This window comes from Sediminicoccus sp. KRV36, from assembly GCF_023243115.1.
Taxonomy (GTDB): domain Bacteria; phylum Pseudomonadota; class Alphaproteobacteria; order Acetobacterales; family Acetobacteraceae; genus Roseococcus.
This window is the reverse complement of the sequence record NZ_CP085081.1, coordinates 1,911,858-1,923,707: the sequence shown is the minus strand read 5'-3', so window position 1 is coordinate 1,923,707 and position 11,850 is coordinate 1,911,858. Positions and strand designations below refer to the sequence as shown.

Annotated in this window: 11 protein-coding genes; all 11 read left to right on the top strand. The window is 68.8% G+C overall.

The features are described from left to right. Positions 1–23 precede the first annotated feature (23 nt). The 11 genes from LHU95_RS08810 to LHU95_RS08760 all read left to right on the top strand — a co-directional run bounded on the left by LHU95_RS08810 (position 24) and on the right by LHU95_RS08760 (position 11,844). Entirely contained in the window at positions 24–1,073 is a 1,050-nt protein-coding gene (locus LHU95_RS08810; RefSeq protein WP_248710993.1) for an ABC transporter substrate-binding protein, read from the top strand. Positions 1,074–1,113: 40 nt separating this feature from the next. After that, positions 1,114–2,175, top strand: a complete 1,062-nt coding sequence (locus tag LHU95_RS08805) for an ABC transporter ATP-binding protein (RefSeq protein WP_248710992.1) — start codon at positions 1,114–1,116, stop codon at positions 2,173–2,175. 105 nt (positions 2,176–2,280) lie between these two features. Further along, positions 2,281–3,120, top strand: a complete 840-nt coding sequence (locus LHU95_RS08800) for an ABC transporter permease (protein WP_248710991.1) — start codon at positions 2,281–2,283, stop codon at positions 3,118–3,120. Further along, the gene (locus LHU95_RS08795) at positions 3,117–3,905 is read left to right on the top strand and encodes an ABC transporter permease (RefSeq protein WP_248710990.1); all 789 of its coding nucleotides are present in this window, start codon (positions 3,117–3,119) and stop codon (positions 3,903–3,905) included. Before LHU95_RS08800 ends, LHU95_RS08795 begins: the two co-directional genes overlap by 4 nt. Continuing rightward, positions 3,902–5,176 (top strand): FAD-binding oxidoreductase, encoded by a 1,275-nt coding sequence (locus LHU95_RS08790; RefSeq protein ID WP_248710989.1) that lies wholly within the window; start codon positions 3,902–3,904, stop codon positions 5,174–5,176. Before LHU95_RS08795 ends, LHU95_RS08790 begins: the two co-directional genes overlap by 4 nt. 19 nt (positions 5,177–5,195) lie before the next feature. Then, on the top strand, positions 5,196–5,393 hold the full coding sequence (locus LHU95_RS08785) for a hypothetical protein (protein ID WP_248710988.1): 198 nt from the start codon (positions 5,196–5,198) through the stop codon (positions 5,391–5,393). Beyond that, a complete protein-coding gene (locus LHU95_RS08780) occupies positions 5,393–6,784 on the top strand; it encodes an amidase (RefSeq protein ID WP_248710987.1) in 1,392 nt (463 codons plus the stop codon). Before LHU95_RS08785 ends, LHU95_RS08780 begins: the two co-directional genes overlap by 1 nt. A gap of 68 nt (positions 6,785–6,852) precedes the next feature. After that, the gene (locus tag LHU95_RS08775; RefSeq protein ID WP_248710986.1) at positions 6,853–8,202 is read left to right on the top strand and encodes an aromatic ring-hydroxylating dioxygenase subunit alpha; all 1,350 of its coding nucleotides are present in this window, start codon (positions 6,853–6,855) and stop codon (positions 8,200–8,202) included. Continuing rightward, positions 8,106–9,620: a glutamine synthetase family protein gene (locus tag LHU95_RS08770; protein ID WP_248710985.1), complete on the top strand. Its 1,515-nt coding sequence runs from the start codon at positions 8,106–8,108 to the stop codon at positions 9,618–9,620. Before LHU95_RS08775 ends, LHU95_RS08770 begins: the two co-directional genes overlap by 97 nt. Positions 9,621–9,623: 3 nt before the next feature. Further along, positions 9,624–10,865 (top strand): FAD-dependent oxidoreductase, encoded by a 1,242-nt coding sequence (locus LHU95_RS08765; protein WP_248710984.1) that lies wholly within the window; start codon positions 9,624–9,626, stop codon positions 10,863–10,865. A 22-nt stretch (positions 10,866–10,887) separates the two neighbouring features. Beyond that, complete coding sequence (locus LHU95_RS08760) at positions 10,888–11,844, top strand: tripartite tricarboxylate transporter substrate binding protein (RefSeq protein ID WP_248710983.1); 957 nt, start codon at positions 10,888–10,890, stop codon at positions 11,842–11,844. Positions 11,845–11,850: the final 6 nt, after the last annotated feature.

Sequence of the window (11,850 nt, the reverse complement as noted above, 5' to 3'; positions counted from 1 at the left end):
CATACCCCAAGGAGTCATCTGCGATGACGCTTCATTCCCTTCCCCGCCGTGGCGTGCTCACGCTGGCGCTTTCTGCACCTTTCATCGGCAATGCCCATGCGCAGGCGGGCGAGGTGATCGTCCGCAATCCGGGTGGCGCCTATGAAGATACGATGCGCCGCGTGGTCTATGAGCCCTTCACCCGCGCCACCGGCGTGCGCGTCACCTCCGTCGCCGCCACGGCGGCACGGCTGCTCGCCATGTTCCGCTCGGGCAATGTGGAGCTGGACGTGATTGACGCGGGCGACAGCGTGCTTGAACAGCTGCGCCGCCAGAATGCCCTGGCGGATCTGGATTACGGCAGCTGGCGCCTGACCAAGCCTGAGGATGTGGATACCTCGGTGAAATTCCCCACCCGCGTCGGCAACCTGCTTTATGCTTCGGTCATCGGCTACAGCAAGGAGACGTTTCCCAACGCCCACCCAACGAATTGGGCGGAATTCTGGGACACGACGCGCTTCCCCGGGCCACGCACCCTCGCCGACATGGCGACCGGCTCGCCCAATCTCGAATTCGCGCTGCTGGCCGATGGCGTGCCGATGGACCGGCTCTATCCGCTCGATATGGAGCGCGCCTTCCGCAGCCTCGACCGCATTCGCCGCAGCGTTCCGAAATTCTGGGATACCGGCGCGCTCTCCGCGCAGATGCTGGCGGACAAGGAGGTTGTGCTCGGCTCCTTCTGGAATGGCCGCGTGCAGGTGCTGATCGACCGTGGCGCGCCGCTGGGCATTGATTGGGGCCAGGCCATGATCGAAGTGCAAGCGGCGAGCATCTTTCGCGGCGCGCGCAACGCGGCGAATGCCCAGCGGCTGATCGACTTCATGATGCAGCCCGCGGTGCAGGCGGAATATTGCCGCGAGCTGACCTACGGCCCGACCAATAACCAGGCCTTCGCGCTGCTGCCGGCCGAGCAATTGGCCCGCATGCCGGGCAGCCCCGCCTCCCGCGCGCAAGGCTTCTACAAGAGCATTGATTGGTGGGAGGATAACCGGGCCGCCGTGAATCGCCGCTGGTCGCGCTGGATTCTCGGTTGAATCCGTGCGGGGTGAACCGGCGGGGCTGGAGGCGCCGGGCTTGAGCGAGCCCGCCATCCTGCTGGACGGGCTGACCAAGCGCTATGGCGCGGAAACCGTGGTCTCGGACGTCACACTCAGCGTGGCGCCGGGCGAGTTCCTGACGTTGCTCGGCCCCTCCGGCAGCGGCAAGACGACCACGCTCTCCATGCTGGCCGGCTTCGTGCTGCCCGATGCCGGCCGCGTCATGCTGGCCGGCCGCGATGTGACGGCGGCTCCGCCACGCGCGCGGGGCCTCGGCATGGTGTTCCAGAACTATGCGATTTTCCCGCATCTGGACGTGTTCGAGAATGTCGCCTTCCCGCTGCGCGTGCAGCGCCGCCCCCAGGCCGAAGTCACGCAACGCGTGATGGAGGCGCTGGCGCTGGTGAAGCTCACCGGCTTCGAGCGGCGCTTCGGCAAGCAATTATCGGGCGGGCAGCAGCAACGCGTGGCCCTCGCGCGCGCCGTGGTCGCGCAGCCCTCGGTGGTGCTGATGGATGAGCCGCTGGGCGCGCTCGACAAGAACCTGCGCTTTCACATGCAGATCGAGATCAAGGAGATCCAGCGTCGCCTCGGCATGACCGTCGTCTATGTGACGCATGACCAGGAGGAAGCGCTGACCATGTCGGACCGCATCGCCATCATGGATGGCGGGCGCGTCATCCAGCAGGGCCCGCCGCGCCAGGTCTATGAAAACCCAGAGAGCGCCTTCGTCGGCCGCTTCCTGGGTGAGGCCAATCTGATCGCGGCGCGGCGGGATTCCAGCGGCCAGGTGTTCATCCGGGACCGGCCCGCGCTGGCGGATCACGGGCATTTGGCGACGGGCGGCGGCTATCTGTTCATGCGGCCCGAAAAGCTCTCGCTGCGCGCGGGCGATGCGCTGGAGGGGGCGAATCAACTCGCCGGGCGCATCCTGCATGCCTCCTTCCTCGGCAACATCGTTCGCTATGGCGTGGATATCGGCGAGGCGGAGCCGCTGCTCTGTGACGCCGCCAATGCCCCGGGCGTCACCGGCTTCGCGGCCGGGGATCATGTGGTCGCGCATTGGCAAGCGGCGGATTGCCGCCTGCTGCCGGGCTGAGCGCGCATGACGCCAAGCCCCTCACACACGCATCCGCGGGAAGCTGCCCGATGATACCGGCGCGCATGCCTTCGCCGCACCACTCGCGTCACGGGCACTGAGGCCATGCCGCTCGGTCACCTCGGCGCCTTCCTGCTGCTGCTGCCGGCGCTGCTGCTCATGGCGCTCGTCTTCCTGATCCCGATCGGCTGGTTCGTCATCGGCGCGCTGAGCGAATTGGGCGGCCTGGCCGAAATCTGGGAGGAGGCAGTGGCCGTGCTGGGCTCTCGCGCCATCATCGGCGCCATCCTCAACACCAACTGGATCGCCTTCCTGGTCACCTGCCTCACGCTGCTCATCGGCTATCCGGTGGCCTATGCGCTCTCGCGCGCCAAGGGGCTGGTCTTCACGCTCATCCTGGTCTGCATCCTGCTGCCCTATTTCACCAGCGTCATCGTGCGCACCTATGCCTGGATGGTCCTGCTGGGGCGCAACGGGCTGATCAACCAGGCGCTGCTGGGCCTGGGCATCATCGAGGCGCCCTTGCAGCTGATGTACAACCGCGCGGGCGTGCTGATCGGCATGACCTATGTGCTGCTGCCCTACATGGTGCTGACGCTCTACAGCGCCATGAAGGCGGTGGATCCGCGCCTCCTGCAGGCGGCCGAGGGCATGGGCGCCTCGCCCTTGCGGGTCTTCTTCAAGGTGTTCATGCCGCTCACGCTGCATGGCGTGATCGCCGGCGGGCTGATCGTCTTCATCCTCGGCATCGGCTTCTTCATCACGCCCGCGCTGATGGGCGGCCCGTCCGACATCATGATCGCCATGCTGATCGAGCGGGAGATCGAGCTGCTGCTGAACTGGCCCGTGGCCGCGCTGATGACGCTGGTGCTGCTGGCCGTGACGCTCAGCCTCTATGCCGTCTATCACCGCGTCTCGGCACGCGCGCCGGGCCTTGCGCCATGATCCTGCGGCGCGTGCTGATCCAGATCCTGCTGGTGCTGCTTTGCGTCGGGTTTCTGGCGCCGATCCTGATCGTCGTCGTGCTCTCCTTCAGCGGCGAGGGCTATATGCGCTTCCCGCCCGAGAGTTTCTCCCTGCGCTGGTATGAGCGTTTCATGGGGGATCACCGTTGGCGCTCGGCCTTGTTGAATTCGGTCATGATCGCGGCGATGACGTGCATCGCCGCCACTTTCATCGGCTTCCTCGCGGCCTACGCGATGGTGCGCGGCGGCTTCAAGGGCAAGGGGCCGCTGACGGCGCTGCTGCTCGCCCCGCTCATCGTCCCGCATGTGGTGACGGCGATCGGCGTCTACTACCTTTCGGCGCGCTTCGGCCTGGTCGGCTCGCGCCCCTGGATCGCGACGAGCCATGCCGTCGTCGCCTTTCCCGTCGTGCTGGTGATCCTGCGCGCGGCGCTGGTGAATGTGGACCCGAATCTGGAGCGCGCGGCGATGATCTGCGGCTGTGACCGTTGGGGCGTGTTCCGCCGGGTGGTGCTGCCGCTGGCATTGCCGGCGGTGATTTCCGCCGCACTGTTCTCCTTCCTCACCTCCTTCGATGAGTTGATGATCTCGCTCTTCCTCGCGGGTGTGCGGGCCGAGACGCTGCCGGTGCGCATCTGGCACAGCCTGCTGCTGGAGGTGGAGCCCACCATCGCGGCCGTCAGCACCGTGCTGATCGGCGTCACAGTGCTCGCCCTCATCACCGATTGGGCAGTGCGGCGCCTGCGCGGAGTGCCCATCCGATGAGCCTGCCCCCCAGCCTCTACGCGCAGACCGCCATACCGGCTGCCCCCACCCCGCCGCTGGATGGCATGGCGCAGGCCGATGTGTGTATCGTGGGGGCCGGCATCACCGGCCTTTCCACCGCGCTGCGCCTGGCGGAAGCCGGCACGCGCGTCGTGGTGATCGAAGCGCGGGAGCCCGGCTGGGGCGCCTCGGGCCGCAATGGCGGGCAGGTAAATCCCGGCCTGAAGCATGACCCGGACCAGGTGGAGCGCGATTTCGGCGCGGAGATGGGCGGGCGCATGCTGCGCCTCTCCTACGGCGCGCCCGATGCGCTGTTCGAACTCATCCGCCGCCATCAGATTCCGTGCGAGGCGCGGCAGGAGGGCACGCTGCGCGCCGCCATCGGCGCCAAGGCGGCAGCCGAGGCCGAGCGCAGCGCCGAGCAAGGCATCCGCCGCGGCTGGCCCGTCAGCTTCACCAACGCAGCCGAAACCGCGGCACTGACCGGCACGCAACGCTACACGGCGGCGATGCTGGATGCGCGCGGCGGTGACCTGCAGCCGCTCTCCTATGCGCGTGGCCTGGCACGCGCCGCGATCGACCAGGGGGCGCGCATCCATGGCGGTACGCCGGCCACGCGGCTCACACCCGGCGCCACCGGCTGGAGCGTGCAGACCCCCGCCGGCGAAATCCGCACGCAGCATGTCGTGCTGGCCACCAATGGCTATACCGATGATCTCTGGCCCGGGCTGCGGCGGAGCATCGTGCCCGCCTTCAGCTCCGTCGCGGCCTCGGCGCCACTGCCCGAGGATCTGGCGCGCGCGATCATGCCGCGCCGCACCTCGCTCTACGAAACCGGGCGCGTCACCGTCTATTACCGGATGGACCGGCAGAATCGCCTGGTCATCGGCGGGCGCGGGCCACAGCGGCCGATCAGCGACACGACGCCGATCCGCTGGATCACGGAATATGCAGCCAGGCTCTGGCCGCAATTCCGCGATGTGGCCTGGACGCATGGCTGGAACGGGCAGCTGGGCGTGACGCCGGATTACTATCCGCATCTGCATGAGCCGGCACCCGGGCTGATCGCCGCCCTCGGCTATAGCGGCCGCGGTGTCGCGATGGCGACGGCGATGGGCGGCCAGGTGGCGCGCCGCCTGCTGGGCACCGCGGCCGAGGCGCTGGACATGCCCATGACCTCCATCAAGCCGATGCCCTTCCACGGCTTCTGGAAGCTCGGCGTCATGGGCAAGGTCTGGGAAGGGCGCGTGCTGGACAAGCTCGGTCTTTGACACATTCAGGAGTGACCACATGACCACCGACATGGAACTGGATTTCCAGGCCGCGCTGCGCGTCGCCGGCATCACCATCGCACCGGAGCGCTACGGCATCATGCTGGAGGCCTATCGCTCCTGGCGCGCCCTGGCGATCGTGCTGGATGAGCCGACCCCTTACGCGCATGAGCCGGCGGCAGCCCCGCATCCCGTCGCCAGCCCGGTGCGCGCGTGATGGCGGCGCCGGTCCCCAGCCTCGCGGAAGCCTCGGCCGGCATTGCCGCGGGCAGCCTCTCGCCCGTGGCCCTGACCGAGGCGGCCTTGGCGCGCATCGCCGAACTCGACCCCAAGCTCGACGCCTTCATCACCCTGACGGCGGAGCGCGCCCGCAGTGCGGCCGCCACCGCCGAGGCCGAGATCAAGGCCGGCCGCCGCATCGGCCCGCTGCACGGCATCCCCTATGCGCTCAAGGATATCTACGACGTGGCGGGCGTGCGCACGACGGCGCATTCGCGGGTGTTGCTGAACAACGTCGCCACCGCGGATTCCGACGCGACGGAGCGGCTTGAGGCGGCCGGCATGGTGCTGCTGGGCAAGCTTGCCACGCATGAATTCGCGCGTGGCGGGGTGAATGACACCCTGCCCTTCCCGCGCGCGAAAAATCCCTGGAACACGGCGCATTTCGCGGGCGGTTCCTCCTCCGGCTCGGGGGCGGCGGTGGCCTCGGGCATGGTGGCGCTGGCCATGGGCTCCGATACCGGCGGCTCGATCCGGCTGCCGGCGGCGTTTTCCGGCTGCGTCGGCCTCAAGCCCACCTATGGGCGGCTGAGCCGGCGCGGCGTGGTGCCGCTCAGCTTCGGGCTGGACCATACCGGGCCGCTGACCCGCACGGTGGAGGATTGCGCCATGGCGATGCAGGTGCTGGCGGGCTTTGACCCGGCCGATCCGGGCTCCGCCAACCAGCCGGTCGGGGATTACCTGGGCGGCCTCAAGGCAGGTGTGGCGGGCATGCGCCTTGGCTATGCGCGCGCCTATGGGATCGAGGCCGGCATAGACGCCGAGGCCCAGGCGGCGCTGGACGCCGCCGCCCAGGCCCTGGCCGCGCTGGGGGCGGAGATCATCGAGATCAGCCTGCCCGCCTTGCGCCGCTTCGAGGCCGCCTGCTGGACCATCCTGCACGCCGAAAGCTTCGCCATCCATCAACAGGATATGCGCCGCCAGCCCGAGGCCTATGGCCGCGTGACCTTCGAGCGCATCGCGCTCGGCGCCTTCGTTACCGGCCCGCAATACGTCCAGGCCCAGCGGCTGCGCCATCAGTTGACGCAGGAGGTGGATGCGCATTTCACCCGGGTGGACGGCATTCTCTGCGCGCCGGCGCATGGTGCAGCACCCGCCGCCGTGGATGTGGATGATGGCCCCTGGCGTCGCGCCCAGCCCATCACGGCGGCCTTCAACGTAACCGGCCACCCGGCGATCTGCCTGCCGGCCGGGCTTGCCGCGAATGGGCTGCCGCTCTCATTGCAGATCGTCGGCCGCAGCTTTGGCGAAGCGGAGTTGCTGCGCATCGCCCAGGCCTTTGAACAGGCCACGGAATGGCACAAGATGCGGCCACCCGCGCCGGCCTGAGCGCCGGCATGTTCGGCCGCGATACCAGGGAAGGCGGTTGCGTGAGCCATAAGTGAGGGAATTGGGCGATGATCTCCGCGGAACAGAATGAGCGCCTGACCCGCGTCGGCCCTGCCACGCCTGGCGGCAGATTGCTGCGACATTACTGGCAGCCCGTCGCCCTGGCCGATGAGCTGGAGGGCCCCCGCCCAGTGCGCGCCATCCGCGCCCTCGGCCAGGATTTCGTGCTGTTCCGGGATGAGGCCGGGCGGCTTGGCCTGCTCGACCGCGATTGCCCGCATCGCGGCGCCGACCTCGCCTTTGGCCGGCTGGAGGATGGTGGCCTGCGCTGCCCCTTCCATGGCTGGCTGTTTGACGCGCAGGGCCGCTGCCTGGACACGCCCGCGGAGCCCGAGGACAGCAGCCTCTGCACCCGCATCCGCCAGCGCAGCTACCCCGTGCGGGAGTTGAGCGGCGTGATCTTCGCCTGGCTGGGTGAGGGCGAGCCCCCTGCCCTGCCTGGCCTGGATTGCTTCGTCGCCCCAGCCAGCCACACCTTCGCCTTCAAGGGGCTGATCGCGTGCAACTGGCTCCAGGCGCTGGAAGTCGGCATTGATCCCGCGCATGCGAGTTTCCTGCATCGCTTCTTCGATGATGGCGATGCAGCCGATGCCTATGGCAAGCAGTTCCGCGCCAATTCCGACGGCTCCGACCTGCCGATGACCTATGTGCTGCGGGAATTCCCGCGCCCGCGCATCGAGGTGGATAACACCGATTACGGCCTGCGCCTCACCGCGCTGCGCGAGATCAACGCCACCACGACGCATGTGCGGGTGACGAACCTGGTGTTCCCGCAGGCCTTCGTCATCCCGATGAGTGCCGAGATGACCATCACCCAATGGCACATCCCGGTGGATGACACGCATTGCTACTGGGTCGCGATCTTCACGAGCTTCGCGGGCCCGGTGGACCGTGCCGCGATGCGCGCCCAGCGCCTGCAATCCTATTCCCTGCCCGATTATCTGCCGAAGAAGGGCCGCCACAATGATTACGGCTTTTCGGCCGAGGAGCAGGCGAGCGCCACCTACACGGGCATGGGCGAGGATATCAACGTGCATGACCAATGGGCGGTGGAAAGCCAGGGCGCCATCCAGGACCGCACGCGCGAGCATCTGGCAAGCTCCGACAAGGCGATCGCCGCCAACCGCCGCCTGCTGCTGCGCGGCATGGCCGCGATCGAGGAAGCCGGGCGCCCCGCGCTGATGCAAGGCCCCGAGGCCGGCGCCATCGCCGGTCCGCTGACGATTGACGCCATGGCGCCCACCGCCCGCTGGGAGGCGCATTGGCGCGAGGCCGTGGCACGGCGCCGCGCCGCCGCCCCCTGGGCCCCGCCGGCGCTGGCCGCAGCCCGGGTGCCATCGGCACTCCCGGCGAAGTGAGCTTTTCGGAGCGCCACGGCCTGCATTCCACGGCCGCCCGGGCCGAGGTGCTGGCCCGCATCACGGCCGAAAACCTGGGCGTGATCCGCCTCGCCTATCCCGACCAGCACGGCATCCTGCGCGGCAAGACCATCATGGCGAGCGAGGCCGCGCGCGCGCTGAGCGAGGGTGTCGCGATGACCACCACCTTGCTGCTGAAGGACACCTCCCACCGCACCGTCTTTCCGGTTTTCACGGCCGGCGGCGGATTGGGTGATCGCGCGCTGGAAGGGGCGGCCGATGTGCTGCTCATCCCTGATCCCGCCAGCTTCAAGCTGTTGCCCTGGGCGCCGCATACCGGCTGGATGCTGTGCGAGGCGCATTTCGCCGATGGGCGCATCGCCCCCTATTCCACCCGCGGCATCCTCAAGCGCCAGCTGGAATGCGCCGAGGCGCAGGGCTTCGATTTCATCGCGGGCATCGAGGTGGAGTTCCACCTCTTCAAGCTGCTCGACCCGAAGCTCGCCCCGGAGGATGCCGGGCAGCCCGGAACCCCGCCCGAGGTCGCGCTGCTGACCCAGGGCTACAATTACCTGACCGAGCTGAAATACGACCAGCTGGACCCCGCCTTGGAAATCCTGCGGCGCGAGGTGCAGGCGCTCGGCCTGCCGCTGCGCTCCATGGAGGTGGAATACGGCCCGAGCCAGGTGGAATTCACCTTCCAGGCCCTGGGGGGCCTCGCCTCGGCCGATCTGATGGTGCTGTTCCGCTCGGCGGTGAAGCAGGTGGCGCGGCGGCATGGCTATCACGCCACCTTCATGTGCCGCCCGCGCATCCCCAACGTCATGTCCAGCGGCTGGCATCTGCATCAATCGCTGGTGTGCCGCGCCACCGGGCGCAACGCCTTCATCGGCGAGGGCCGGCTGCTCTCGGACACGGCCATGCACTACCTCGGCGGGTTGCTGCATCACGCCCGCGCGGCCGCGGTCTTCGCGACACCCACCATCAATGGCTATCGCCGCTATCGCCCCTATTCCCTGGCCCCGGACCGCGCAATCTGGGGCGTGGATAATCGCGGCGTGATGGTGCGCGCCCTGGGCACGCCGGGCGATGCCGCGACGCGGCTCGAAAACCGCGTGGGCGAGCCGGCGGCCAATCCCTATCTCTATCTCGCCTCGCAACTGGCCTTCGGCCTGGAGGGCATCGCGCAGCAACGTGATCCTGGCCCCTCGGCCGATACGCCCTATGAAACGCAGGCCCCCATGCTGCCGCGCAGCCTCGCCGAAGCACTCGACGCGCTGGAAGCGAGCGAGGCGGCCGCCGCCATCTTTGGCCGCCCCTTCCTGGACTACCTCCTGCGCATCAAGCGGGCCGAGATCGCGCGGTTCGAGGCGGAGGTGACCGCCTGGGAACACCGCGAATATTTCGAGATTTTCTGAACCATGCGCATCGCCATCATCGGCAATGGAATTGTCGGCTGCGCCACCGCCGCCTGGCTCCAGCGCGAGGGGCATCAGGTCATCTTCATCGACCCCCTCGGCCCGGGCGAGGCGACGAGCTTCGGCAATGCGGGCTCACTCTCGCCCTCAGCCTGCCTGCCCGTCGGCATGCCGGGGATGTGGAAGAAGGTGCCGAAATGGCTGCTGGACCCGCTCGGGCCCTTGTCGGTGCGCTGGTGGTATACGCCGGTGGTCGCCCCCTGGCTGTGGCGCTTCCTGCGCCATTCCAACCGCGATGAGGTGGTGCGCATCGCCACCGCCATGCGCGGCCTGCTGGCGCCCATCTTCGAATGCTACGAGCCGCTGTTGCAACGCGCCGGCGCCATGGGGCTGATGACGCGCAGCGGCTGCCTCTACGTCTATTCGGGCGAGGCGGCGGCGCGGCAATGGGCCTGGGGCATGGGCCTGCGGCGAAACCTCGGCGTCGAATTGCGCGATGTGGGCGAGGAGGAACTGGTCAACTTGGAGCCGGACCTGAAGGGCCGGTTCCGCTTCGGCATCCTGGCCCCCGAGAATGGCTCCACCCTCGACCCCGCGGCGCTGACGCAGGGCATCTTCGCGCAATGCGAGCGGGATGGTGCGCGGGTGGTGCGGGCGCGGGCCACCGGCTTCCGCCAGTCGGGTGGCGTGGTCAGTGCCGTGACGCTGGACGGTGCCGAGGATGTGCCCTGCGATGGCGTGGTGCTGGCCGGTGGGGCGTGGTCCGCCAGGCTCGCCCGCCTGCTCGGCCCCGCCATCCCGCTGGAGACGCAGCGCGGCTATCACGTCACGGTGCAGAGCAACAATCTCGGGCTGCGGCATACCGTCATGGCGGTGGAGCACAACCTGATGGTGAACCCGATGCGCATGGGGCTGCGGCTGGCGGGCTCGGTGGAATTCGCGGGGCTGACGGCAGCACCCGATTACCGCCGCGCTGCCGTGCTGCTGGAGCGTGGGCAGGAGATGTTTCCGCATCTCGATACCTCGCGCACCACGGAATGGATGGGCCATCGCCCCTGCCTGCCGGACAGCCTGCCCGTGATCGGCCGCGCGCCGCGCGCCGAGAATGCCTGGTTCGCCTTTGGCCATGGCCATGTGGGCATGTGCGGCGCGGCCAGCACGGGGCGCGAAATCGCCAACCTCGTCGCCGGCCGTGTGCCGCAGATTGACCTCTCTGCCTTTGCGCCCACACGTTTCGCGGCATGATCCACCGCGCTGGAGACCGCCGATGCCAACACGCCGCGCCTTGATCCTCGCCAGCCTTGCCAGCCCCGCGCTCGCGCAGGGCTGGCCCAGCCGGCCCTTGCGCATCGTGGTGCCCTTCCCGCCCGGCGGCAGCACGGACCTGCTCGCCCGCCGCCTGGCCGAGCGGCTGACAACCACACTGGGCCAGACGGTGCTGGTGGAAAACCGCCCGGGTGCCGGTGGCACGACGGGTGCTGATCTCGTCGCCAAATCGCCGCCGGATGGACATACCATCCTGATGGGCGTCACCGGCAGCAACGCCATCGCGGGCAGCCTGTATCCCAACCTGCCCTATGATCCGGTGCGCAGCTTCGCCCCCATCTCGCGGCTGGTTTCGGCGCCGCTGGTGCTGGTCGTGAATCCGCGCCTGCCGATCGCCGATGTCGCGGCCTATCGCGCGGCGGCCCTGGCCGCGCCCGGCACGGTGACCTATGCCACGCCCGGCAACGGCACCTCCATGCATCTGACCGGCGTGCTGTTCGGGCAGAGTGCCCAGGTCAGCTTGCAGCATGTGCCGTATCGCGGCTCGGCCCAGGCGATGACGGATCTGATCTCGGGCCAGGTCATGTCCGCCTTCGCCGATGTGCTGGTGGCGCTGCCCATGCTGCGGGCCGGCACGCTGCGGCCGCTCGCCGTCACCTCAGCCGCGCGCCACCCGCTGCTGCCCGAGGTGCCCACCATGCAGGAAGCCGGCCTGCCCGGCTTCGAGGCTGCCTCCTGGCAGGGATTATTCGCCCCCGCCGGCACGCCGCCCGCCATCATCGAGCGGCTCTACACCGAGGTCGCGGCGGCCATGCAGGCCGAGGATATCCGCGATGCCTTCGCCCGCCAGGGCTTTCTGGTCGGCGCCACCACACCCGCCGAATTCGCGGCCTTCGTGGCCGCCGAAACCGCCAAATGGGCGGAAGTGGTGCGCGCCGGCCAGGTCCGGCTGGACTGAGCGGAC

Coding starts and splice junctions, on each gene's coding strand:
- LHU95_RS08790 (WP_248710989.1), top strand. CDS start 3,902: ATGAGCCTGCCCCCCAGCCTCTACGCGCAGACCGCCATACCGGCTGCC.
- LHU95_RS08765 (WP_248710984.1), top strand. CDS start 9,624: ATGCGCATCGCCATCATCGGCAATGGAATTGTCGGCTGCGCCACCGCC.
- LHU95_RS08775 (WP_248710986.1), top strand. CDS start 6,853: ATGATCTCCGCGGAACAGAATGAGCGCCTGACCCGCGTCGGCCCTGCC.
- LHU95_RS08795 (WP_248710990.1), top strand. CDS start 3,117: ATGATCCTGCGGCGCGTGCTGATCCAGATCCTGCTGGTGCTGCTTTGC.
- LHU95_RS08810 (WP_248710993.1), top strand. CDS start 24: ATGACGCTTCATTCCCTTCCCCGCCGTGGCGTGCTCACGCTGGCGCTT.
- LHU95_RS08760 (WP_248710983.1), top strand. CDS start 10,888: ATGCCAACACGCCGCGCCTTGATCCTCGCCAGCCTTGCCAGCCCCGCG.
- LHU95_RS08800 (WP_248710991.1), top strand. CDS start 2,281: ATGCCGCTCGGTCACCTCGGCGCCTTCCTGCTGCTGCTGCCGGCGCTG.
- LHU95_RS08780 (WP_248710987.1), top strand. CDS start 5,393: ATGGCGGCGCCGGTCCCCAGCCTCGCGGAAGCCTCGGCCGGCATTGCC.
- LHU95_RS08785 (WP_248710988.1), top strand. CDS start 5,196: ATGACCACCGACATGGAACTGGATTTCCAGGCCGCGCTGCGCGTCGCC.